Genomic DNA, 23,066 nt, shown 5'->3' with positions numbered 1-23,066 from the left:
CTGGCGCCTGGAACGCGGCAATGGCGCTTAACGGCATTCTGTGGAATATCCATTCTGGTTCGGGGCTGCTTTGGCATAAAAATGCCGGTGCCCCTTTCAGATGCCGTGGCGCCGGTATGGGGCCTGTGACAACACGGCCAGAACCGACAGGCCACTGGCCAGCAGGCAGACAGCTGCCCAGCCGCCAAGGTGCCAGGCCTGCATGGCGGTGGCGGACCCGAAGGCACCGCCCAGGAACATGGATCCCATGAAAAGCGTGTTCAGCCGCGCCCGTGCCTGGGGACGCAGGGCATAGACGATGTGCTGGTTGGCGACCAGGGCCGCCTGCACGGCCATGTCCAGCACCAGCACACCGATCACCAGCCCGGTCAACCCTGGCAACAGGCCGAAGATGATCCAGGCCGCAAGGGTCAGCACCGCGCCGGCCAGAACCACGATGCCGGGACCCCGGCCATCGGCGATGCGGCCGGACAGGGGGGCGGCCAAGATGCCCACCACGCCCAGGACGCCGAACAGCCCCGCAGCATCCGGCCCCAGCGCGAAGTCTGGTTCTTGAAGCCGCAGCGCCAGAACGGTCCAGAAGGCGCTGAAGGCGGCGAAAAGCAGCGCCTGTGTGGCTGCCGCCCGGCGCAGGGCCGGAAATTCCCGCCACAGATGAACCAGCGACGCCAGGGCCGCACCGTACCGCAGGCCACCTTCCGGCCGGCTGTGCGGCAGGCGCAGGGCCATCCAACCCGCCATGGCCAGTGCCACGGGCATGGCCGCCAGGAACATCAGCCGCCAGCCGCCATGGCTGGCCACAAAGCCGGCGACCGTCCGGCTCAACAGGATGCCGCACAGCAGGCCCGACATCACCGTGCCCACCACCGCACCCCGGCGGGCCGGCGGGGCCAGATGGGCCGCAAGCGGCACGACCTGCTGCGCCACGGTACTGAACAGCCCGACCAGCAGCGATGCCGCTAGCAGCGCGCCGGCCCCCGGCGCCAGCCCGGCAGCGGCCAGGGCCAGCGCAAGTGCCGCGAAGCTGGCCACGATCAGCGACCGGCGTTCGACCATGTCGGCAATGGGTACCAGCAGGAAAAGGCCCGCCGCATAGCCAAGCTGTGTGGCCGTGGGGATCAGGCTGGTGATCCCGGTTCCCAGTTCCGCCGCCATCAGGCCCAGCATGGGCTGGTTGTAATAGATGTTGGCCACGGCCAGCCCGGCCGCAGCGGCCAGGGCGAAGATCAGCCCGCGTTTCGGACCCTGGGTTTCACCCTGGTTTTCCGCCGGGCTGTCGGACGGCATGGATGCCGTGGGGGTGGGGGCTGCGGTCGACCTTGGTTCCATCTCTGCGTACTCTGCCGTGGGATATGACTGATGACAATCTGGATTGGATCGCCATCGGGCGGTAGTCTGCCGGATCGATATGTCAGTATATCGGAAATCGATATGATAGATCTGGGTGATGTCGAAGTGCTGGTCGAGGCGGTGACAGCGGGCAGTCTGGCTGCCGCCGCCCGCCGGTTGGGTATCGCGCCGATGGTCGCGTCCCGCCGGCTGGCGGCGCTTGAAGCGGAACTGGGTGTCCGTCTGGTCCATCGCACGACCCGGTCTCTGTCCCCGACCACGGCGGGAGAGGCGTTTCTGCCCCATGCCCGCGCCCTGCTGGAAGGGGAGGCGGGGGCCCGGGCGGCCCTCCGCCCGCAGGGGCAAGGGGCAACGGGCCTGTTGCGCCTGACCACCTCCAGCGCCTTCGCGCGCAAGGTGGTGGCACCCATGCTGCCTGCCTTCCTTGCGGCGAACCCGGCGTTGAAGCTGGACCTGCTGATTTCCGACCACCGTATCGATATCGCGGCCGATGGGGTGGATCTGGCCATCCGCATCGGCCATCCGCTGGAAAACAGCCTGGTGGCCCGGCGGCTTGCGGACAGTCCCCGCCAGCTTTATGCAGCGCCCGCCTATCTGGCGGCGCGGGGGAATCCCCGGCGGCTGGCCGATCTGGCCGGCCATGACTGCCTTGTCCTGTCGGATAATCCCTATTGGGATTTCCTGGTCGGTGGCCGGCCATTGCGCCACCACGTTGCCGGTCGTGTAGCCACAAACGCCATGGAAACGCTTTATGCCACCTGCGTCAGCGGCATCGGCATCGCCTGCATGGCGGATTGGAACGCAGCCGGGGCGGTGGCGGCCGGCGCGCTGGTGCCATTGGCGCTGGAGGATGCGGACGTTGAGCCTTATGGCATCTGGGCGGTCACCCCCACGGCCCGCTTCGTCCCGCCAAAGGTCCGCCTTTTCATCATGGCGCTGCAGGCGGTGCTGACCGACCGTTAACCAGGTTAAAAGTTCTAAAAGCCGGCAATCCATGCATGCAAAGCTGTGCCGGCGGTGTCTAGGATCGGGCTTGAAAGCCAAACCATAAGGCACTTTCGCATCCATATCTTCCGCTTCCCAACTCCACGGATCATGCCGGCGCGGCCCTGATGATGCGGCGCGCCTGCGCTGTCAGTTCCCTTGCGCCGACAGAAGGAAAAAGACCCATGCCCATCGTTGCCACCCCGACCCCCGGCCCCCTGCTGGTGTCGCCGCAGGACCACACGCTGATCCTGATCGATTTCCAGTCGCAGATGGCATTTGCGACCAAGTCGATCGACGCGGTTCAGCTTCGCAACAACGCGGCCCTGGTATCCCATGCCGCCGCAGGCTTCGGTGTTTCCACCATCCTGACGACGGTGGCGGAGAAGAGCTTCTCCGGCCCGATGTTCTCTGAGATCACCGATCCGTTTCCCGGTCAGAAACTTCTGGACCGCACCTCCATGAACACATGGGAGGATGCGGGCGTGATCGAGGAGGTGAACCGCATCGGCAAGGACCGGCTGGTCTTCGCGGGCCTGTGGACGTCGGTCTGCATCGTCGGCCCCACCCTTTCGGCGCTGGCCCAGGGGTATGAGGTCTATGTCATCACCGACGCCTGCGGCGATGTCACCGACGAGGCGCACGAGCGGGCGGTGCAGCGCATGGTGCAGGCCGGCGTGCGCCCCATGACCGCGCTCCAGTACATTCTGGAGCTGCAGCGTGACTGGGCGCGCGGCGAGACCTACGACCTGACCACCGGTATCGCCCGGAAGTTCGGTGGCGCCTATGGCCTGGGCATCACCTATGCCAAGACCATGTTCGGCGCATCCGAAGGCGGCCACTGACCTCCACCTGTGCAATGCCGGCCGCCGGGGGGTGTTGTCCCATCCCCTGGCGGTCCCCTTTTCCTTGATGGCCGGGGAGTTCGTTTGCATGAAGCCCTATCTGCTGTCCCTCGCCGCCGGCCTGCTGGTCGGTGTCATCTACAGCCTTCTGAACGTCCGCTCCCCCGCGCCGCCCACCATCGCGCTGGTCGGTCTGCTGGGCATCCTGCTGGGGGAACAGATCGTGCCGCTGGCCAAGCGTCTTTACGCCGGAGAGCCTGTCACCGCCTATCTGCGCGAGGATTGCGCCCGGCATGTCATGGGTCGCCTGCCCGGCGATGAAAGCCCCAAGGCATGAGCCGCCCGTCGCGCCGCAGCACCCTGCAGGGGGCGGCATCCCTGCTGACCATCCCGTTTCTTGCCCCTTCTGGGAGAGCCGCCATGCCCGGCACCGATCTTATCCTGATCAACGCCAAGGTCACCACGCTGGACCGTGCCAACCCGCAGGCGCAGGCCGTGGCCATCCGTGATGGCCGCATCCTGGCCGTGGGTGCCGAGGGGGACGTGCGCAAGGCGGCGGCCCCTGATGCGGTGATCATTGATGCCCGGGGCCGCCGCATCCTGCCCGGCCTGATCGACAGCCACATGCACATCATCCGCGGCGGCCTGAACTACAACATGGAATTGCGCTGGGACGGCGTGCCGTCGCTGGCCGACGCAATGGCCATGCTGAAGCGGCAGGCCGACATCACCCCGCCGCCGCAATGGGTGCGCGTGGTGGGCGGCTTCATCGAACACCAGTTCGCGGAAAAGCGTCTGCCGACCCTGGATGAATTGAACGCCGCGGCGCCCGACACGCCCGTTTTCATCCTGCATCTCTATGACCGGGCGCTGCTGAACCGGGCCGCCCTGCGCGCCGTGGGCTATACCCGCGACACGCCGGACCCGCCGGGGGGCGAGATCCAGCGTGACGGGAACGGCGATCCGACGGGCCTGCTGCTGGCAAGGCCCAATGCCACCATCCTTTATTCCACACTGGGCCGGGGACCGAAGCTGCCGCCCGAATACCAGATCAATTCCACCCGCCATTTCATGCGGGAGATGAACAGGCTGGGCGTCACGGGGGTCATTGATGCCGGTGGCGGCTTTCAGAACTATCCAGAGGATTATCAGATCATCGAGAAGCTGCACGCCGACGGTGAACTGACGCTGCGCATCTCCTACAACCTGTTCACGCAGAAGCCGAAGCAGGAACTGGCCGATTTTGCCGGCTGGGCCGCCCAGGTCTCCCCCGGCCAGGGCGACGACACCTATCGCCATAATGGCGCCGGGGAGATGCTGGTCTATTCCGCCGCCGATTTCGAGGATTTCCGGGTGGAGCGGCCGGAGATGCCCCCCAATATGGAAACCGACCTGGAACCGGTCGTGCGCCTGCTGGTGGAGAACCGGTGGCCCTGGCGCCTGCATGCGACCTACAACGAGACCATCACCCGCGCGCTGGACGTGTTCGAGAAGGTGAACCGCGACACCCCCTTCAACGGGCTGCACTGGTTCTTCGACCATGCGGAGACCATCGACCAGCGCAATATCGACCGGATCGCGGCACTGGGCGGCGGCATCGCCGTACAGCACCGCATGACCTATCAGGGTGAATATTTCGTGGAGCGCTATGGTGCCAAGGCGGCGGAGGCCACGCCGCCCATCGCGCGGATGCTGGCATCGGGCGTGCCGGTGGGGGCGGGCACCGATGCCACGCGCGTCGCCAGCTACAACCCCTGGGTCTCGCTGTCCTGGATGGTCACCGGCCGGACGGTCGGCGGCACCACGATCTATCCCCCTGCCAACCGGCTGGACCGGGAAACGGCGCTCCGCCTGTGGACGGAGGCCAATACCTGGTTTTCCAACGAGCAGGGAAAAAAGGGACAGGTGAAGGTTGGACAACTGGCCGACCTGATCGTGCTGTCCGACGATTATTTCAGCGTGGCGGAAAGCGACATCCCGCATATCACATCGGTGCTGACGCTGCTGGGCGGCCGGGTGGTGCATGGGTCGGGCGACTATGCCGGGTTGGCGCCCGACCTGCCTCCGCCCATGCCGGACTGGTCGCCGGTGCGCCGTTTCGGCGGCTATTGGCAGCCGGCCCGCGACAAGGACGGCAAGCTGTTGAAAATGGGGGCGCTGTGCGGCTGTGCCTCGTCCTGCGCGGTGCATGGGCATGATCATGCCGCGGCCTATGCCAGCCCGGCCCCCGCGGCGGACGAAGCCGGATTCTGGGGGGCGTTCGGGTGCGGATGCTGGGCGGTATGATCCCATGACCGCGCCTTCTCCCATCGCCACGATCCTTGAAACGCCCGCCGTCCATCTGGCGGCGCGCATCCTTCTGACCCTGCCATTCTGGACCAGCGGCATCGCCAAGCTGCTGGACCTGGATGGGGCGCTGGCGGAGGCGGCGCATTTCGGGCTGCAGCCTGCCTGGGCCACGGTCATCGCCACGCTGGCCGTGCAACTGGGTGGGTCGGCGGCCGTGATCGCCGGCCGCCTTACCTGGTTGGGGGCCGGGGCGCTGGGTGTCTTCACGGTGCTGGCGACGCTGATCGCGCATCCGTTCTGGACCATTGCCGACCCGATGGCCCGGTTCCATGAACGCAACATCTTCCTTGAACATGTCGGGCTGGTGGGCGGGCTGATCCTGGCCGCCATCCTGGCCCACCGCAGGGGGCGCCACCCATGACCGACACGGCCGCCGGCCCGCCGCCACATCCGTTGCGCCTGCCCCTGTTCCGCGCCCTGTGGATCGCCACCATCGTGTCCAATGTCGGCACCTGGATGCATGATGCCGGGGCCGGCTGGTTGATGACGGGATTGTCGGACGCGCCCATCATGGTGGCGCTGGTCCAGGCGGCGACCACCCTGCCCATGTTTCTTTTCGCGCTGCCCGGCGGGGCGCTGGCCGATATCGTTGACCGGCGCCGCCTGCTGATCCTGGCGCAGTTCTGGGCGCTTATCTGTGCCGGGCTGCTGGCAATGGCGACGTTCCAGGGCATCACGGGCCCCGGCCTGCTGCTGGCCCTGACCTTCGCGCTGGCCACCGGGGCTGCCCTGTCCGCCCCGGCCTTCCAGGCCATCGTGCCCGAACTGGTGCCCCGGCCCAGCCTGGCGGAGGCTGTGGCGCTGAACAGCCTGGGGATCAACATCTCCCGCGCCATCGGGCCGGCGCTGGGCGGGTTCATCATTGCCGCCGCCGGCCCCGCCGCCGTTTTCGCCCTGAATGCCTTGTCCGTGCTGGGTGTCTGGCTGGTGCTTTTGCGCTGGAAGCGGCAGGTGTCGCCGACCACCCTGCCGGCCGAGCATTTCACGGCTGCGCTGCGGGCCGGTGCCCGCTATGTCCGCCATTCGCCCGCCTTGCGCACGGTGCTGATCCGGTCGATGGGCTTCTTCCTGTTCGCCAGCGCGCTGTGGGCCTTCATCCCCATCATCGCGCGCCGGGAACTGGGGTTGAGCGCGGCCGGCTATGGCGCGATGCTGGGCAGCATGGGGATGGGCGCCATCGTCGGAGCGGTGCTGCTGCCCCACCTGCGGCGGCACCTGTCCGCCAATGGCCAGACCATCGCGGCCAGCCTTCTGTTCGCCGTTGTCGCCGTTGGCCTGGCGTTCGCGCAGAGTTTCGCACAGGCCGCCGCTGCCATGGCCCTGGCCGGCATGGCCTGGATCGCCATGCTGTCCAGCTTCAACGTGGCGGCACAGATGGCGGCACCGTCCTGGGTGAAGGCGCGGGCGCTGGCCATCAACCTGCTGGTCTTCCAGGGTTCCATGGCGGCGGGCAGTGCCGGCTGGGGCTGGGTGGCAGGCCGGATCGGCATCCAGCCTACCCTGCTGCTGTCTGCGGCGGGACTGGTGCTGGCCCTGGGGCTCGCCTTGCGGTGGCGGATCGGGGGAGACATGGCCGGCAATGTCTCCCCATCCTCCCACTGGCCTGCTCCCGTCGTGGCTGTGGACAGTCCCACCGATCGCGGCCCCGTGATGATCACGGTGGAATATCGGGTCGATCCCGCCCGGGTGAAGGATTTCACGGCCGCCATGGCCAGCCTTCGCCGTATCCGCCATCGCGATGGGGCCATCAACTGGGGGCTTTACGAGGATGCAGCCGACCCCGGCCGCATGGTGGAGAGCTTCGTGCTGGAAAGCTGGCTGGAACATCTGCGCCAGCATGAGCGGGTGACCCATGCCGACCGCGAGGACCAGGAAACCGTCAGGGCCTTCCATCTCGGTCCTGAACCGCCTCTGGTCCGACACCTGATCGCGCCATGAGGCGCCGTGCCGCCGGCCTGCTGACCGCGCTGTTGCTGGCTGTGCCATCCATGGCGGCGGACGATGCCGTGACGGCGGGTCTGGACCTCCGTTTGCGTTGGGAAAGCCTGGATCATGGCGACTGGGCCGATGGCGGCGATGCCCGGCTCCTTCATCGGGCCATGCCATGGCTGGACGTGTCGGCGCAGCCGCTGCATGTGCGGCTGCGCGGTATCGCTGCCGGCGTGGAGGGCATGCGCGACAGGCCCGGCCCGCCCGACCGCACGGGACTGGACCTGCTGGAAGCCGCTGTCGGCATCGATCTGGCACAGGGCGGCGATATCGACCTGATGCTGACGGTTGGCAGGGCATTGCTGGGCCTGGGGTCGGAACGGCTGGTCGGCCGGCGCTATGGCGCCAACGTGCCACAGCCCTTCGATGGTGCCCGGATGCGGGTTGCCGGTGGCGGCTGGCAGGTGGACCTGCTGGCCCTGCGACCCGTCATCGCCGGTTCCGGTGATCTGGATGACGCACCCGGTCAGGGCCGTTTCCTGCGCGGTGCCTATGCCACCATCGATGCAGGGCAGGGGACACTGGACGCCTATCTGCTGGCCACGGGGCAGGATACAGCGCGTTATGCACAGGGTGCCGGCCGGGAAAGCCGCCGCACGGCCGGTCTTCGCCTGGCCGGGTCCGATGGAAACTGGACCTGGAACGGGGAAGGGATGTGGCAATGGGGCCGGTTTGCCGGTACGGAGATACGGGCCTGGTCCCTGGCCAGCGAGGTCGGATATCGCCTGCCCGGTCCGGGTTTGTCACCCCGCCTGCTGCTGCGCGCCAACATCGCCAGTGGCGACGCCAGCCCGGCCGATGGGCGGCTGGGAACCTTCAACCCGCTTTATCCGCGTGCCAAATATTTCGGTGAGTTGACCCCCATCGGTCCCCGCAACATGGTGAACCTGCATCCGGGCCTGGAACTGGATCTGGGGGCGGGGTTCCAACTGTCGGCGGCCGGGGTGTTCTATTGGCGGCAGCGGCGGGCCGACGGGCTCTATGGCCTGTCCGGACAGGTCCTCCGGCCGGCTGAGCCTGACGCCGGCCGCTTCGTCGGCCGGCAGGGTGAACTGGTACTGGGCTGGGAAGGACGCGGGCTGACCGCTGCCGCCTCCTTCTCCCTGTTCCGGCCGGGCCGATTCGTGCGGGGGACGGGGCCGGCGCGGACCATCACCCTGGTGGGTCTGGAACTGGGCTGGTCGCTGTGACGGGCGGTGCCAGCGACAGGGTGCGCAGCGGGTGGATGTCATGGACATTGTCCTGCCAGCCGTGGACCGCCGGCGCCACCATGTGCCGCGAACTGCCGAACATCAGCGGGATGACCAGCCGGCTGTCCAGCACCATCCGTTCCAGCCCGCGCAGCGCGGCCGCATATCCCGGCCCGTCCAGTGTTTCCGGCGTCCGGCCAGGCGGCAGGAACGGCGACAGGGCATAGAACGGGGAATAGGATATCCAGGTACTGAACACGAAACCGTCATGGGCGCCCAGCGCCGCCCGGCTGACGACCAGCCGCGGCTCCACGCCCACCAGATCGGTTTCCACCCCCAGCACCTGCTTCCATTGGGCGGCGATCGACACGACGCGGTGGCGCACACCGTCCACCGCCGCATGCAGAATCTCCACACGCGGCGGCGGCCGGCCCGGTCCGAAGCCGGCGCGGGCCAGTGCCGCGCGTGCGGCCGCCTGCCGGGCGGGGCTGGCCGCCGCCGCGGCATCGTCCGGTCCGGTGGGCTCGGCCGGCTCCGCTTCGGGTAAAAGGCCGGGTGGGATCAGGTGCCGGGCCGGGATGAACATACCGTGCTGGTCGCTGGTCAATTGCTCCCGGTCAAGTGCCAGTTCCAGCGCTTCCAGGAAGGCGGGGTTGTCCCGCCAGGCCGGAGCGTCGGGCCGGGCGTGCAGATAGGACAGGTTTGTCCAGGGGTGGACATGCAGCGCATCAGGCCGTTCCCGCCGCGCCCAGGGCACCAGCGGCAGCGGCACGGTGCTGGTGACATCCACCTGTCCGGCGCGGAAAAGGTTCATCTCCCTTTCGGCGCTGTCGGTGACCAGCAGGTCGATCCGGTCGATCGCCACCCCGGCACGGTCATGAAAGAACGGGCTGCGTTCCAGGCGGTAATGTTGCTGCAACCTGTGTTCGGTCAGCCGATAGGCGCCGTTGCACATCAGGCTGCGCGGCGTGGCGAAGCCGGCGCCATGCGCGGCCAGGGTGGGGCCGTGAACCGGCAGGGTGATGCGGTGGGACAGCAGCATCTCCATGTCCGCTACAGGCCGGGCCAGTTGCACGACTAGCGTGGTCTCTCCCAGGGACTGGATGGCGAGCCGTTCGGGCGGGAGCTGGCCGGTGCGGATCGCCGCAGCATTCTTCACCCCGTCCAGCAGGTCGGCGATACCGGACCCCGTGGCGGGATCCACGGCACGGCGCCAGCCCGTCACGAAATCCTGTGCCGTTACCCTGTCGCCATTCCACCAGCGGGCGTCGCCGCGCAGATGGAAGGTCCAGGTCAGCCCGTCGGGGGACCGGTACAGGCGGTCGGCCACCCCCGGTATGGGCTGGCCGGCGGCGTTGCGGGTCAACAGCCCCTCGCACAGGTCCAGAAGCAGCCGGGCCGTGCCCAGCCCCTGGCCCCGGTGAGGGTCCAGCGTTTCCGGCTCCGGCCCCATGGCAATGCGCAGCGGTTCGGCCGCTGACGACACCGTCACGCCCAGCAGCAGTCTGGTCGGCAGCAGTCCGGCCAGCAGCAGTCCGGCCAGCAGCAGCCGGCACCGCCCTCTCACGATCCCGCCACGGTGTTGCGGGCCCCGGCGCGTACCAGCGGGTTCAGGGAGAACCGGTCGCCATGGCGATCCAGCATCGATTTTTCCAAAAGCCCGCCCAGCCATTGACGAGCCCCGCCGCCGGCCAATGCGCGATCCGCCTCATCGGCGGTGAAATCCCCTGGCAGCCGGGATAATGCCAGCAGGGCCTGCCGTTCATCGCCGGTCAGCAGGTCCAGTGCCCAGCCCATGGCGGCGGCAACGGACCGGTGCCGCGCCGGACCGGCGCGCCGGATGCCGGGAAGACTGCGCACCGGGTCGCGGCAGGCATCCGCCGTGGCCCGCAGGCCCAGCAGGCTGGCGGCCCGCGCCGCGATTTCCACCCCCAATGGCACCCCGCCCAGATTGCGGCAGATGCCGGCCACGGCGTCGGCGGTCTGGCCATCAATGCCGATATCGAGTCCGGCCGCCGCCGCGGCCTGCATGAACAGGCCGGGTGCGGCCGGTGCCAGCGCATCGCCGCCGGGCAACGACAGGGGGGACAGGCGCACGCAATATCGCCACAGGCGCCGGTGCGCCACATGCGAGGTCAGCAGCAGCCCCACCTGCGGACAGCGCTCCAGCAGCCTGTACACCAGGCTGACGGCCCCGTCGCCCAGCAATTCCGCCCCATCCAGCAGCAGCAGGCAGGCCCGCCCCTTCAACAGACCCAGAAGGGAAGCCACCGGCTCGCCCGCGAAGGCCGGGTCCACCACCATCAGGATACGGGCGGCCAGGGTTTCCGCATCGGCGATGACGGCACCGCTGACCGGTACCAGCCATTGCCCGTCCGGATGGTCCGCGGCCAGGGCGCGGGCGGCGGCGCAGGCCAGCAGCGTCTTGCCGGTGCCCGACAGTCCCGTGATGACCAGCAGCCGGTCCCGCCGCATCAGCCTGGCGGTATTGGCCAGTTCCACGGTGCGGCCCGCCAGGGGCGCCAGTGTCAGGGGTATGTTGCCGATGCTGCGGACGGGGGCGGCCACGGTTGGGGTCGCCAGACGATAGCCCCGCCCATGAACGGTCAGGATCACCGATCCGTCGCTGTCACCGATGGCGGCCCGCAGGCCGGATATCTGGACGGCGACATTGGCGGGGTCGACGATCTGGCCTGGCCATACACGGTCCAGCAACTGGCCGGCCGACACGTCCCGCCCGGCATGTTCGGCCAGGATGGACAGCATCGCCGTGGCGCGCCGTCCCAGCGGCACGGCTGCGCCGTTGCGGCAGGTCAGGCGACCGCTGTCGCGATGGAAACGATAGGCGCCGACCGCCAGTTCCGCCGCCGTTTCCTGTGCGAGATGTCCAGCATCGGGCTGCATGCAAACGCCTCCCGTCAGGGGGGGAACGCCCGGATCGGCGACCCCCTGGATGTTAGCGTCAACCTTTCACGAACGCCAGAAGGTCGGCGTTCAGCCTGTCCTTATGCGTGTCTGTCACCCCATGCGGCCCGCCTTCATAGACCTTCAGCGTGGCATGCGGCACCAGCCGGGCCGTGGCGCGCCCGGCGGCGTCGATGGGCACCACCTGATCGTCGTCACCATGCACGATCAGCGTGGGCAGCCCCTCGAACGCCGCCAGGTCCTGGGTGAAGTCGGTTTCCGAGAAGGCCTTGATGCAGTCGTAGGTGGCCTTGTGACCGGCCATCATGCCCTGCATCCAGAACGTGTCGATCAGGCCTTGCGACGGCGTCGCCCCCGGCCGGTTGAACCCGAAGAAGGGACCGCCCGCGATGTCCTTGTAGAGCTGGGCACGGTTGGCCAGGCTGGCGGCACGAATGCCGTCGAACACCTCCATCGGCAGGCCGCCGGGATTGGCCGGTGTCTTCAGCATCAGGGGCGGAACGGCGCCGATCAGTGCCACCTTGGCCACACGCGCCTTGCCATGCCGGGCGATGTAGCGTGTGACTTCGCCCCCGCCGGTGGAGAAGCCGACCAGCACCACGTCGCGCAGGTCCAGGCTCTCCAGCAGTTGCGCCAGATCGTCGGCATATGTGTCCATGTCGTGCCCGTGCCAGGGCTGGCTGGACCGCCCATGGCCACGGCGGTCATGGGCGATGGCGCGCAGGCCGTTGTCAGCCATGTGCAGCATCTGGCTTTCCCAACTGTCGGCGTTCAGCGGCCAGCCATGGCTGAACACCACGGGTTGCCCGCTGCCCCAGTCCTTGTAGTAAATCTGCGTGCCGTCATCGGTGATGATGGTGCCCATGGGATGTCTCCGGTTTGGCGCCGGCCGGTGGCCGAGGACCCGCAAGGCCCTTCGGCATGATCGGCACATGAACTATTCGGGCAGAAGCCGGGATCTGGCATGTTAAAAGACATAAAATCCCGCCCTGGCCGTTCCATACGGGGCTATTCATCTCGAAACGCCGACCCGATCCCCGTAGAGCCCATGATTTCTGGCCGCGATGACCGTTTGTTGCTGGATAGCGTACACCGCCGGGTGCTGCGCAACGGCATTCCGCTGACCCTGGGCGACCGCGCCTTCGACCTGCTCGTGGCCCTGGCCGCCGCCGATGGCGCGCCTGTCGCGGCCGGGCCGCTGATGGCCCGGGTCTGGCCTGGTGTCACGGTCAGCGCCGGCAATCTGCGTGTGCAGGTCCGTACCCTGCGCCGGATATTGGGTGATGATGCCGTTGAAAGCGTGCCGGGGGCGGGATATCGGCTTGCCATGCCGCTGATCGCCGCTGAGGCCGCCGTGCAGCCGGTCGTAACGGGGCGCCCGCCATTGGTGGGCCGGGACGCTGAACTGGCCCGGTTGCTGGGTCTGCTGGAACAGTCCCGGCTGGTCAGCGTCGTCGGACCGGGCGGTGTGGGCAAGACCTGTCTGGCCCTGGTCGCGGCGGCCCGATGCGGGGGGATGCGTGTCGTCCATGTTGAACTGGCGCCGGTGCGCCAGGCGGGGCTGGTGCCCGTCGTCGCGGCATCGGCCCTGGCTGTCCGGCTGCCGGGGCCGGATGTGATGGGCGCCATCCGCGAGGCCCTGGGGGAGGCGCCGGCCCTGCTGTTGCTGGACAATGCCGAACATCTGCTGGACGAGGTGGCGGAGTTTGCCGATAGCCTGCTGGGCGGCTGTCCGGGTGTACGCCTGCTGCTGACCAGCCGGGAGCCGCTGGGGATCAGCGGGGAAAGGCTGCTGCATCTCTGCCCGCTGCCCGTGCCGCCACAGACGGAAATGGACGCGGCCGCCATCCGGACCTGGCCTGCCGTGCAACTTGTGCTGCGCAACCATGAAGCGGCTGGCTGGCCACCGCTGGATGATGCGCAGATGCCGGCACTGGCTCGCCTGTGCCGGCATCTCGACGGGTTGCCCCTGGCCTTGACCCTGCTGGCCGCCCGCCTGCGTGACTGCACGGTGGCGGCCGTGGCCCGGTCGCTGGAAGGGCGCCTTCAGGACCTTCCCCTGCCGGACGATGCCGGATACCGCCATGCGAGCCTGTCGCGCATGCTGGATTGGAGCATAGACCCCCTGTCGGCGGAGGAAAGGTTGCTGCTGGGCCGCCTGACATTGTTTGCCGGCACCTGGCCGGTTGGTGCGGCCGTGGCCGTATGCGGCGCCCCGCCTCTGGACCCGGCGGCCATACCCGGTCTTGTGGCCGGGCTGGTCGGGCGTTCCCTGGTGGTGGGGCCCGTGCAGACGCAGGAACAGGGACTGCGCCTGTTGGAGACAATCCGGCAATATGTCGTGTCCCGCGATCCCGGTCTGGTGGACCGGGAAGGGCTGCGCGCACGGCTGTCCACCTGGCTGGGTGACGCGATGTACCAGCGCATGGAGACGCTGGCCCGCCGCGACGCGGTGCCGGATGGGGGCGAGGTTGAAATGGCCGATGTCCGCGCCGTGCTGGATTGGGCGTTCGGTCCGGACGGCGACGTCCTGCTGGGGCAGCGGCTGGTGATCGATGCCTACCGCACCTGGAACAGGCTCGGCCTTTACACGGATTCCGTCGCCTGCCTGACGCGGGCGTGGGAACGGTGCGACGACACCACCCCGCCCGAGATCCGGGCCCTTCTGGGCCTGTTGTTGCATGGGGAGGGGCTGCCCATCCGCCTGTCCTATCAAATCGACCGGCCCCGTTACGTGCGCGAGGAACTGGGGCCGGCAGTACAGGTCTTCCACTCGCCCGATGTGCCGTTACGCTGGAGGATCGAGGGGCTCTATCTTGCCGGCTATCTCTACGAGGTGGTGGGCAACACCGCGGCCTGCCTGGATTTGTGGGCACAGACGCTGGCCCTGGCCGATGATCACGGCCGGGTCCTGGACAAGATCAGCCTGCTGTCGCACCGCGGCTGGCTTCTGTCCAATCATGCGGACATGCCGGGCGCGCGGCGCGATCTGCTGCACGCGCTGGACCTGGCTGAACGGCATGCCTATGTCGCCAGCCTGATCCTGCTGCGCCTGGCCGATGTGGAGTTCAATGGCGGGGATACCGGCCGCGCCATCGAACTGACCCATCAGGCGCTGGCGTCGGGGGAAAGGATGTCGCCGGCCCTGCGGCAGACGCTTCATGCCAATCTTTCCTCTTATCTGCTCATTGACGGGCATCTGCCCGCGGCGCTGTCCAATGCGCGCGAGGCGCTGCGCCTGACACGGCAGCACAGCTACGCCTTTGCCTATCCCTGGTCGCTGGAACGGGGCGCACTGACAGCGTTGCGGCTGGGGCGGCGCGATCTGGCGCTGTCCCTGGCCGTGATCGGCGATGGCCTGCTGCGTTCCGCCGGTGTGACGCGCAAGGGGCCGGAACGGGAAATCCGCCGCCTTCTGGTCACGGAACTGGGCGATGTCGGTTCTTCCGGTCCCGACCTGCCAAGGGCGGAGGAGATGCTGGCCGTACTGGCCGCTTTCTATGATGGTTTTGCGCTGGGTGATGATGGCTGGCCGGACGGGGAGGGGAGAGGCGCTGTCCGGCACTGACGGGGACGCCGGTGGCGCGTCCGCCCTATCGCCCCGGTGCCACGCGGCGATAGGACAGCGCCTCCGCCACATGCAGGCGGCGCACCCCGTCGGCACCGTCCATGTCGGCCAGTGTGCGGGCCACGCGCAGGACGCGATGATAGCCACGGGCCGACAGTTTAAGCCGCTCTGCCGCGTCGGTCAGCAACTGCCGGCCCGGCGCGTCGGGTCCGGCCACCCTTTCCAGTATTTCCCCATCGGCCTCCGCATTGGTGCGCACGGGCTGCTGGCCGGTGGCGGGCGTGGCATAGCGTTCCCGCTGGCATTGCCGCGCGGTGGCCACGCGCGCCGCCACTTCCGTCGACCCCTCACGCGGGGGTGGCAGGGACAGGTCCGCGGCGCTGACGGCGGGCACATCGACATGCAGGTCAATACGGTCGAACAAGGGACCGCTGATCTTGCTTTGATAGTCGGCCGCGCATTTGGGCGCCCGGCCGCAGGCCAGCGACGGATCGTCCAGATGGCCGCAGCGACAGGGGTTCATGGCGGCCACAAGCTGGAAACGCGCGGGATAGGTGACATGATGGTTGGCACGGCTGACCGTGGCGCGGCCCGTCTCCAGCGGCTGGCGCAATGCTTCCAGCGTCCCGCGGGAGAATTCCGGCAATTCGTCCAGGAACAGCACGCCCTGGTGGGCCAGGCTGATCTCCCCCGGCCGGGCACGTGTGCCGCCGCCGACCATGGCGGCCAGGGTGGCGGAATGATGCACCTCGCGGAAGGGCCGCGTGCGGATCAGCCGCCCGCCTTCCAGCCCGCCCGCGATGGAATGCACCATGGACACTTCCAGCGCCTCGGCCGGGTCCAGCGGCGGCAGAAGACCGGGCAGGCGGGCCGCCAGCATGGATTTTCCCGATCCGGGCGGGCCCAGCATCAGCATGTTGTGCCCGCCGCTTGCCGCCACCTCCAGGACCCGCTTGGCGGTTTCCTGGCCCTTCACGTCGCGCAGGTCGCGTGCGATGGCCAGTGCCTGGCTTTCCAGCCGGGGCGTCGGGCGGGTCAGGACCTGCATACCCTTGAAATGGTTGATCAGGGAAAGCAGCGTCGGTGGTGCCAGGATATCCAGGCCGTCGCCGGCCCAGGCTGCCTCTCCCCCGGTGGCGGCCGGGCAGATCAGCCCCTTGCCGCCGGCCAGGGCGTTGATGGCCGCCGGCAGCACGCCGGCCACGGGGGCGATGGAACCGTCCAGCCCCAGTTCGCCCAGCGACTGGTATCCGGCCATGGCATCACCGGGCAGGATGCCCATCATCACCAGCAGCGCCAGCGCGATGGGCAGGTCGAAATGGCTGCCTTCCTTCAGCACGTCCGCCGGGGCCAGATTGACCGTGAGCCGCTGCGGGGGCAGGGCGATGCCCAGCGCGTGCAACGCGCCGCGCACCCGCTCCCGGCTTTCCCCCACGGCCTTGTCGGGCAGGCCCACGACCGTAAAGGCCAGGGGGCCGCCGGTCATCTGGACCTGCACATCGATATCCAGCACATCAATACCTTGAAATGCCACCGTCCCAACACGCGCCGCCACGCATTCCCCCACCCGCCATGCTCGCTGGAACGAGTATAGGGGATGAGACTTGCAGGCGAAAGGCGTCGAACGCTGTGCGGGCTTTGCAGCTTGCATCTTCCCGCACAGCGGTGCCGGCCGGCACTATCCAGCCGTTATATTTATAAGAATATCACGTTGGCGGGCGAAAGGATCAAAATAGTCGCAAGCCGCCGCAGCGTCGAAATGTCGGCCTGTGAAATGATCGAAATCTGGAAGACTTCCATGTCGGGATGGGGTCATTCTGCAACGGATGCCGGCCCTGGCGGGGACCGGCGCTATTCATTTCATGATTGGGGTGAGCGATGATTCGCCTGGATATCAATGGGCAGGTCCGTGAAGTGGACGTGCCGGAGGACATGCCGCTTCTCTGGGTCCTTCGTGACGAACTGAATATGACGGGAACCAAGTTCGGTTGCGGCATCGCGCAGTGCGGTGCCTGTACGGTGCATGTGGACGGCCAGCCGACCCGTTCCTGCCAATTGCCGGCCTCTGCCGCCGAAGGCATGAAGATCACAACCATCGAGGGGTTGTCCGGCAAGGCTGCGGCCGCGGTGCAGAAGGCCTGGGCCGATCTGGACGTGGTGCAATGCGGCTACTGCCAGTCGGGCCAGGTGATGGCGGCGGCTGCCCTGATCGCGGAGAACGCCGATCCCAGCGATGCCGACATCGAAGCGGCGATGGACGGCAATGTCTGCCGCTGCGCCACCTATGTACGGATCAAGGCGGCTGTGAAGCAGGCTGCCAAGCTGGCGAGGACCTGAACCATGATGATGCGTCAAATGCTGCGTCAGGCCGCCGGCAATGTGGCCGTTCCCGCCCCCAGCCGCCGTTCCTTCCTGAAGGGTGCCGGCGGTGCCCTGGTCATCGGTGCCGTGGTGCCGCTGGGGGGCTTTGCGGCGGAACCCGCGGCCCCCGGGCTGGTCGGACCGGCCGATCCGCGGCCCAACATCTTCGTGCGCGTGGCGCCCGACAATACGGTGACCGTGCTGGTCAAGCACCTGGACAAGGGCCAGGGCATCATGACCGGCCTGACCACCATCGTGGCGGAGGAACTGGACGCCGACTGGGCGCAGATGCGCGGGGAGCATGCACCGGCCGACAGCAAGCTCTACGCCAATCATTTCTTCGGCATCCAGGGCACGGGCGGATCGACGGCCGTTGCCAATAGCTGGGATGAATTGCGCATGGCCGGTGCGGCTGCGCGTGCCATGCTGGTGGCCGCCGCCGCCCAGCAATGGAAGGTGCCGGCCGCGCAGGTTACGGTCGCCAAGGGCGTGGTCGCTCACAAGGCATCGGGCCGGTCGGCCACCTTCGGGCAACTGGCCGAAGCCGCATCGAAGCAGCCCGTCCCGGCCCAGGTGGCCCTGAAGGACAGGGGCGATTATACCCTGATCGGGAATGAGACGCTGCACCGTCTGGACCACCAGTCCAAGACCAACGGCACGGCCATCTTCTCCATGGATATCCGCCGTCCCGGCCAGGTCACGGCGGTCATCGCCCGCAGCCCGCGTTTCGGTGGCACCTTGAAATCCGTCGATGACAAGGCGGCCCGCGCCGTTCCCGGCGTGCTGGAGGTGCTGACCCTGCCCGTGGGCGTGGCTGTGGTGGCCCGGAATACCTGGTCGGCGATGAAGGGGCGGGAGGCACTGGCCATCCAGTGGGACGACGCCAAGGCGGAGAAGCGCGGCACCGCGCAGATCCTGGCCGATTTCCGGGAACAGGCGCGCAAGCCCGGCGCCAAGGCCGCCCGCAAGGGCGATGTCGCCGCGGCTTTCAAGGGTGCGGCCAAGGTGGTGGAGGCGGAATACAGCTTCCCCTATCTGGCGCATGCGCCGATGGAGCCGCTGAACGCCACGCTGGAACTGACCGCCGACGGCGGGGCGGAAATCTGGGCCGGCGCGCAGTTCCAGGGCATCGAGCAGGCGGTCGTCGCCAAGGTGCTGAACACCACCCCGGAAAAGGTCAAGATCAATACCCTTTGGGCCGGCGGCAGCTTTGGCCGCCGCGCCACGCCCGGTGCCGATTACATGGCGGAAGTGGCCATGGTGGCCCAGGCACTGGCGGCCAAGGGCACGAAGGCACCCGTGCATCTGGTCTGGACGCGGGAGGATGACATTCAGGGCGGCATGTACCGGCCCCTGGTCGTTCACCGGCTGAAGGCCGCGCTGGACAAGTCCGGCAAGCTGACAGCCTGGGAACAGGCTATCGTCAGCCAGTCCTTCATGGTCGGCACGGCGTTTGAAGGCATGATGATCAAGGACGGGGTCGACGCCGCCGCGGTGGAGGGCGCTTCCGACATGGCCTATGACGTGCCGAATCTGGCCGTGGATTTCCACCTGATGCGGTCGCCGGTCACCACGCTCTGGTGGCGGTCGGTCGGTCACACACACACGGGCTATGCCAAGGAGGCGTTCGTCGAGGAATTGGCGGCGGCGGCTGGCAAGGACTCTCTCGCCTTCCGCCTGGAACTGCTGGGTGATGCCCACCCGCGTCTGTCGGGCGTGTTGAAGCTGGCGGCGGAGAAGGCCGGCTGGGACAAGCCCCTGGCCGCCGGGCCGGCCGGCACGAAGCGGGCGCGCGGTCTGGCCGTGCATGAAAGCTTCAGCAGCTTCGTCGCCCATGTCGCCGAGGTGACGGTCGATGCGGGCGGCAAGATAAAGGTGGATCGCGTCGTGGTGGCGGTGGATTGCGGCATCGCCGTCAATCCCAACGTCATCAAGGCACAGATCGAAGGCGGCACCGGTTTTGGCATCGGTCATGCCCTGCGCAACCAGATCACCCTGACCGACGGGATTGTCGACCAGAACAATTTCGACGGGTTCGAGCCCATGCGCCTGTCCGACATGCCTGACATCGAAGTGCATATCATGCCTTCCCAGGCGCGCCCCACGGGTGTGGGGGAACCCGGCGTGCCGACGGCGGCTCCGGCTGTCGCCAATGCCGTGTTCAGGGCGACGGGTCAGCAATTGCGCGATCTGCCCTTCTCCAACGCCGGCGTGGTGTGATCCAGGCCGTGCGGAAAGGATAGGGGAGGGCCCGCCTGCAATCTCAAGAGCAGGCGGGCCCTCCCCGCGTCGCGGGGTTGCCCGGCGGCAGGGGGCGGACATGGGCGGAAACGGGCAGGTTCAGCCCCTTCAGCCGCCATGCGACCAGGGACGCGACGGCGCGCGCACCCGTCTCGTTGAAGTGCACGTCGTCCTGAATGCCGTCCGGCCAGCGCGGGTGCCCGTATTCCTTGCCGTAATGCAGGAAATACCCTTTCGACGGGCCCTCTCCCAGCATCTGGAAATAGGCACGGCTGTCGGCATTCAGGTCGATCAGCGGCGTCGCCGTTTCCCGCGCCACGGCGCGCGTGGCATTTGCATAATCGGCCAGGCTTTCCAGCATGACACCCTGGTCGAACCGTCGGATGGCCACGGGCGTCAGCAGCACGGGCTGCGCGCCCTTGTCCCTGGCCATGGCGATGAAGCGCAACAGGTTGATACGGAAATCGGGCACCGGCGTATAGCGTTCGGGCTTGGCGATGGTCTCGTCATTATGCCCGAACTGGATCAGCAGCGTGTCGCCGGGGGCGAGATCGCGGGCGATGGCATCGAATCGTCCCTCGGCGATGAAGCTTTTCGTGCTGCGCCCGCCGGCGGCCCGGTTCTCCACCGCTATCCCGCCTTCCAGATTGCAGGCCAGCACCATGCCCCAGCCCATCTGCGGATAACGGTCGGGACCATACTGCGCCGCCGTGCTGTCACCGGCGATGAAGATGCGCGGCGCCTGTGCCGGGGCCGGCACGGCCACCAGGAAGGCCAGCGTCAACCATGACGTGATCAGTGTCATCGGACGCCGCATCCTGTTTCTCCCTGCACTTGTTTCTCGTTGGACTTGCCCGGTAACCGGTGTCATCGGGCCGATGATGGCGTGGCGGACCGTTTGGCGCAAGACCGGACGCCCATGGGGCAGGGGGCAGCCATGGCAGGCCGGCACTTCCCCCCGGCGGGTCCCGGCCCTATATTCCCGCGCTTTATCAGTGCCCCTGCCGGAAGACATCAGAATGACGCCCGCCGCCCGTCTGGCCACCGCCATCGACCTGCTTGCCGAGGTGATGGACACCCCCCGCCCGGCCGATGCCGTGACCAGCGCCTTCTTCCGCGCCCGCCGGTTCATCGGGGCCAAGGATCGGGGGGAGATCGCGGCGCTGGTCTATGGTGTCATGCGCCATTGGGCACGGCTGCACTGGTGGCTGGAGCGGGTGAACCACATGCCTGACCCCCGCGCCCTGGTGATCGCCGACTGTATCCTGTCGGGCGGACGCACGGCCGATTCCGTGGCGGGCCTGTTCAACGGCGCCAAGTTCGCGCCGGCCCCGCTCTCCGACCGCGAGCGCAAGCTGATCCGGGCGCTGGACACCCATACCCTCGACCATCCGTCACAGGATGAGGTCGTGCGGGCGGAAGTGCCGGATTGGGCAGAACCCGCCATGCGCGCCACCTTTGGCGACCGTTTCCTGGCAGAGGCGTCGGCCATGCTGGGCGAGGCGCCGCTGGACCTGCGTGTCAACCCTGTGAAGGCCACGCGCGACGAAGCGCTGAAGGCCCTGGCCGATGCCGGCATCAAGGCGACACCGACCAGCCTGTCGCCCGTGGGCCTGCGCCTGGCCGGACGCGCACCCATCATGGCGCTGGATGCCTATAAGTCCGGCATGATCGAGATCCAGGACGAGGGCTCGCAACTGGTCGCCTTCATGGCTGATGCCAGACCCGGCATGCAGGTTGTGGATTTCTGCGCCGGGGCGGGCGGCAAGACGCTGGCCATTGCCGCAATGATGGATAACAAGGGCCGCGTCGTGGCCACCGACGTGCTGGAGGGCCGGCTGATCCGGGCCAAGGAACGGTTCCGCCGCGCCGGCCTGCACAATATTGAAACCCGCGCCATCAAGACCGAGCGCGACCCCTGGGTCAAGCGGCACAAGGGGAAGTTCGACCGCGTTGTGGTCGACGCGCCCTGTTCGGGCACGGGCACATGGCGGCGTAATCCCGACAGCCGCTGGCGGCCGATGGGCCCCGGCCTTGGCGATCTGGTGCCATTGCAGGCCAGCATCCTGGACAGCGCCGCGCGTCTGGTGCGGCCGGGTGGGCGTTTGGTCTATGCCACCTGTTCCCTGCTGCGGGAAGAGAATGAGGGGCAGGTTGAAGCCTTCCTGGCCGCCCACGCCGACTTCACCCTGCTGCCCGTGGCCGATGCCTGGCCGGCCGCATGGGGGTCGCCGCCGGTATCGACCGACATGCTGCGCCTGACCCCGCTGCGCCATGACACGGACGGGTTCTTCGCCGCCGTGCTGGAACGCCGGGCCGATGTTGCGGAAGCCGATGTTGCCGAAGCCGATGCAGCGGAACAGGTGGACGAAGCTGCCGGCGCGTGAAATGGCCTCACCCGGCGGTGTGCAGGCGGCAATTGACCCCGGCCTGCCCACCGGGCATGGTGGCGGCGATTGTTCGAGCAGGGAGTATGCGTCTTGCGTGCAGTGATCCGTGAATGGGCGGGCCTGGTCGGCTTCGTGGCCGCCTTCTATGTCACCATCAACACATTGCTGTTCGCGGGATTTCACGTACCATCGGAAAGCATGCTGCCCACCTTGAAGGTGGGGGACCAGTTCTATGCGGCCAAATACGCCTATGGCTACAGCCGCTTCTCCACCAGCTTCGTTCCGCTGCCCTTCGGCAGCGGCCGCTTCCCCGACATCACGCCTGAGAGGGGCGATATCGTGGTCTTCCGTCTGCCCACGACGGAGGAGGATTATGTGAAGCGCGTGATCGGCCTGCCCGGTGATCGTATCCAGGTGGTCGATGGACGGCTCTACATCAACGGCCAGATGGTGCAGCGGGAAAAGACCCGTGATTATGCCTATCGCGACAATGGCGGTTCCGTGGTGCAGGTGACCGAATATCTGGAAACCCTGCCGGGCGGGCGCCAGCACCTGATCATGGAACAGCGTGACGACGGTTTCGCCGACAACACGCCGGAATACAATGTGCCGGAAGGCCACCTTTTCATGATGGGCGACAATCGCGACAATTCGCAGGACAGCCGCTATCTGCGTCAGGTCGGCTATATCCCGGTCGAGCGGGTGCTGGGCCGTGTCTCCATGGTCGCCTTCGCCCGCAAGTCCTGCCAGGAGGAACCGGGCCTGATCTGCCCCGGCGGAAGCTGGTGGGATCGCCTGTTCCGCTGGGTGGACTGACACCAGCGGCCGAAAATCTTGACCGATGGTCAAGGTTTTCGGCACCTCAAGCGCCGGT

General features: G+C 67.7%; 18 protein-coding genes. 12 read left to right on the top strand and 6 right to left on the bottom strand.

Annotation, left to right across the window (positions count from 1 at the left end; translation table 11 throughout):
- Positions 1-96: 96 nt before the first annotated feature.
- Complete coding sequence (locus tag ACM9LZ_RS13070) at positions 97-1,329, bottom strand: MFS transporter (RefSeq protein WP_416619916.1); 1,233 nt, start codon at positions 1,327-1,329, stop codon at positions 97-99.
- A 102-nt stretch (positions 1,330-1,431) separates the two neighbouring features.
- On the opposite strand from ACM9LZ_RS13070, the gene ACM9LZ_RS13065 reads away from it, so the two are divergent.
- The 7 genes from ACM9LZ_RS13065 (at position 1,432) to ACM9LZ_RS13035 (ending at position 8,707) form a co-directional block, all read left to right on the top strand.
- Positions 1,432-2,313 carry a LysR family transcriptional regulator gene (locus tag ACM9LZ_RS13065; RefSeq protein WP_416619915.1) on the top strand — a complete coding sequence of 294 codons (882 nt, stop codon included), beginning with the start codon at positions 1,432-1,434 and terminating at the stop codon, positions 2,311-2,313.
- A gap of 206 nt (positions 2,314-2,519) precedes the next feature.
- Positions 2,520-3,179 carry a hydrolase gene (locus tag ACM9LZ_RS13060; RefSeq protein ID WP_416619914.1) on the top strand — a complete coding sequence of 220 codons (660 nt, stop codon included), beginning with the start codon at positions 2,520-2,522 and terminating at the stop codon, positions 3,177-3,179.
- An 88-nt stretch (positions 3,180-3,267) separates the two neighbouring features.
- A complete protein-coding gene (locus ACM9LZ_RS13055) occupies positions 3,268-3,516 on the top strand; it encodes a DUF1427 family protein (protein WP_416619913.1) in 249 nt (82 codons plus the stop codon).
- Complete coding sequence (locus ACM9LZ_RS13050; RefSeq protein ID WP_416619912.1) at positions 3,513-5,465, top strand: amidohydrolase; 1,953 nt, start codon at positions 3,513-3,515, stop codon at positions 5,463-5,465. The genes ACM9LZ_RS13055 and ACM9LZ_RS13050 overlap by 4 nt, the downstream gene beginning before the upstream one ends.
- Positions 5,466-5,469: 4 nt before the next feature.
- On the top strand, positions 5,470-5,889 hold the full coding sequence (locus ACM9LZ_RS13045; RefSeq protein WP_416619911.1) for a DoxX family protein: 420 nt from the start codon (positions 5,470-5,472) through the stop codon (positions 5,887-5,889).
- Positions 5,886-7,466: an MFS transporter gene (locus ACM9LZ_RS13040; RefSeq protein ID WP_416619910.1), complete on the top strand. Its 1,581-nt coding sequence runs from the start codon at positions 5,886-5,888 to the stop codon at positions 7,464-7,466. Before ACM9LZ_RS13045 ends, ACM9LZ_RS13040 begins: the two co-directional genes overlap by 4 nt.
- Positions 7,463-8,707: an alginate export family protein gene (locus ACM9LZ_RS13035; protein ID WP_416619909.1), complete on the top strand. Its 1,245-nt coding sequence runs from the start codon at positions 7,463-7,465 to the stop codon at positions 8,705-8,707. Before ACM9LZ_RS13040 ends, ACM9LZ_RS13035 begins: the two co-directional genes overlap by 4 nt.
- On the opposite strand, the gene ACM9LZ_RS13030 is transcribed toward ACM9LZ_RS13035, so the two are convergent.
- The 3 genes from ACM9LZ_RS13030 to ACM9LZ_RS13020 are packed head-to-tail and all read right to left on the bottom strand — an operon-like array spanning position 8,670 to position 12,497.
- The gene (locus ACM9LZ_RS13030) at positions 8,670-10,274 is read right to left on the bottom strand and encodes a peptide ABC transporter substrate-binding protein (protein ID WP_416619908.1); all 1,605 of its coding nucleotides are present in this window, start codon (positions 10,272-10,274) and stop codon (positions 8,670-8,672) included. The genes ACM9LZ_RS13035 and ACM9LZ_RS13030 overlap by 38 nt on opposite strands.
- Positions 10,271-11,611, bottom strand: coding sequence for a winged helix-turn-helix domain-containing protein (locus ACM9LZ_RS13025; protein ID WP_416619907.1), 1,341 nt, complete (start codon positions 11,609-11,611; stop codon positions 10,271-10,273). Before ACM9LZ_RS13025 ends, ACM9LZ_RS13030 begins: the two co-directional genes overlap by 4 nt.
- Before the next feature lie 58 nt (positions 11,612-11,669).
- Positions 11,670-12,497 (bottom strand): alpha/beta fold hydrolase, encoded by an 828-nt coding sequence (locus ACM9LZ_RS13020; protein WP_416619906.1) that lies wholly within the window; start codon positions 12,495-12,497, stop codon positions 11,670-11,672.
- A 210-nt stretch (positions 12,498-12,707) separates the two neighbouring features.
- On the opposite strand from ACM9LZ_RS13020, the gene ACM9LZ_RS13015 reads away from it, so the two are divergent.
- Entirely contained in the window at positions 12,708-15,200 is a 2,493-nt protein-coding gene (locus ACM9LZ_RS13015; protein ID WP_416619905.1) for an ATP-binding protein, read from the top strand.
- Between the two features lie 25 nt (positions 15,201-15,225).
- Here ACM9LZ_RS13015 and ACM9LZ_RS13010 read toward each other — a convergent pair whose 3' ends face one another.
- Positions 15,226-16,755 (bottom strand): YifB family Mg chelatase-like AAA ATPase, encoded by a 1,530-nt coding sequence (locus ACM9LZ_RS13010; RefSeq protein ID WP_416619904.1) that lies wholly within the window; start codon positions 16,753-16,755, stop codon positions 15,226-15,228.
- Positions 16,756-17,078: 323 nt separating this feature from the next.
- Here ACM9LZ_RS13010 and ACM9LZ_RS13005 point away from each other — a divergent pair, with 323 nt between their 5' ends.
- Both ACM9LZ_RS13005 and ACM9LZ_RS13000 read left to right on the top strand, forming a co-directional pair.
- On the top strand, positions 17,079-17,537 hold the full coding sequence (locus ACM9LZ_RS13005) for a (2Fe-2S)-binding protein (protein ID WP_416619903.1): 459 nt from the start codon (positions 17,079-17,081) through the stop codon (positions 17,535-17,537).
- A gap of 3 nt (positions 17,538-17,540) precedes the next feature.
- Complete coding sequence (locus ACM9LZ_RS13000; RefSeq protein WP_416619902.1) at positions 17,541-19,781, top strand: xanthine dehydrogenase family protein molybdopterin-binding subunit; 2,241 nt, start codon at positions 17,541-17,543, stop codon at positions 19,779-19,781.
- 43 nt (positions 19,782-19,824) lie between these two features.
- On the opposite strand, the gene ACM9LZ_RS12995 is transcribed toward ACM9LZ_RS13000, so the two are convergent.
- On the bottom strand, positions 19,825-20,607 hold the full coding sequence (locus ACM9LZ_RS12995; protein ID WP_416619901.1) for a rhamnogalacturonan acetylesterase: 783 nt from the start codon (positions 20,605-20,607) through the stop codon (positions 19,825-19,827).
- 214 nt (positions 20,608-20,821) lie between these two features.
- On the opposite strand from ACM9LZ_RS12995, the gene ACM9LZ_RS12990 reads away from it, so the two are divergent.
- Both ACM9LZ_RS12990 and lepB read left to right on the top strand, forming a co-directional pair.
- Positions 20,822-22,189 (top strand): RsmB/NOP family class I SAM-dependent RNA methyltransferase, encoded by a 1,368-nt coding sequence (locus ACM9LZ_RS12990; protein ID WP_416619900.1) that lies wholly within the window; start codon positions 20,822-20,824, stop codon positions 22,187-22,189.
- 102 nt (positions 22,190-22,291) lie between these two features.
- Entirely contained in the window at positions 22,292-23,008 is a 717-nt protein-coding gene (gene lepB / locus ACM9LZ_RS12985; RefSeq protein WP_416620030.1) for a signal peptidase I, read from the top strand.
- Positions 23,009-23,066: the final 58 nt, after the last annotated feature.

Origin of the sequence: Niveispirillum fermenti, from assembly GCF_048066175.1 — a bacterium.
Classification (GTDB): Bacteria; Pseudomonadota; Alphaproteobacteria; order Azospirillales; family Azospirillaceae; genus Niveispirillum; species Niveispirillum fermenti.
The sequence above is the reverse complement of the archived record's forward strand: the minus strand, read 5'-3'. Positions and strand labels throughout refer to the sequence as shown.

Excerpts from the sequence above, each read along its gene's own strand:
- ACM9LZ_RS13005 (WP_416619903.1), top strand. The coding sequence starts at position 17,079 with ATGATTCGCCTGGATATCAATGGGCAGGTCCGTGAAGTGGACGTGCCG.
- ACM9LZ_RS13060 (WP_416619914.1), top strand. The coding sequence starts at position 2,520 with ATGCCCATCGTTGCCACCCCGACCCCCGGCCCCCTGCTGGTGTCGCCG.
- ACM9LZ_RS12995 (WP_416619901.1), bottom strand. The coding sequence starts at position 20,607 with ATGACACTGATCACGTCATGGTTGACGCTGGCCTTCCTGGTGGCCGTG.
- ACM9LZ_RS13035 (WP_416619909.1), top strand. The coding sequence starts at position 7,463 with ATGAGGCGCCGTGCCGCCGGCCTGCTGACCGCGCTGTTGCTGGCTGTG.
- ACM9LZ_RS13065 (WP_416619915.1), top strand. The coding sequence starts at position 1,432 with ATGATAGATCTGGGTGATGTCGAAGTGCTGGTCGAGGCGGTGACAGCG.
- ACM9LZ_RS13020 (WP_416619906.1), bottom strand. The coding sequence starts at position 12,497 with ATGGGCACCATCATCACCGATGACGGCACGCAGATTTACTACAAGGAC.
- ACM9LZ_RS13055 (WP_416619913.1), top strand. The coding sequence starts at position 3,268 with ATGAAGCCCTATCTGCTGTCCCTCGCCGCCGGCCTGCTGGTCGGTGTC.
- ACM9LZ_RS13000 (WP_416619902.1), top strand. The coding sequence starts at position 17,541 with ATGATGATGCGTCAAATGCTGCGTCAGGCCGCCGGCAATGTGGCCGTT.
- ACM9LZ_RS13025 (WP_416619907.1), bottom strand. The coding sequence starts at position 11,611 with ATGCAGCCCGATGCTGGACATCTCGCACAGGAAACGGCGGCGGAACTG.
- ACM9LZ_RS13040 (WP_416619910.1), top strand. The coding sequence starts at position 5,886 with ATGACCGACACGGCCGCCGGCCCGCCGCCACATCCGTTGCGCCTGCCC.
- ACM9LZ_RS13050 (WP_416619912.1), top strand. The coding sequence starts at position 3,513 with ATGAGCCGCCCGTCGCGCCGCAGCACCCTGCAGGGGGCGGCATCCCTG.
- ACM9LZ_RS13070 (WP_416619916.1), bottom strand. The coding sequence starts at position 1,329 with ATGGAACCAAGGTCGACCGCAGCCCCCACCCCCACGGCATCCATGCCG.
- ACM9LZ_RS12990 (WP_416619900.1), top strand. The coding sequence starts at position 20,822 with ATGACGCCCGCCGCCCGTCTGGCCACCGCCATCGACCTGCTTGCCGAG.
- ACM9LZ_RS13045 (WP_416619911.1), top strand. The coding sequence starts at position 5,470 with ATGACCGCGCCTTCTCCCATCGCCACGATCCTTGAAACGCCCGCCGTC.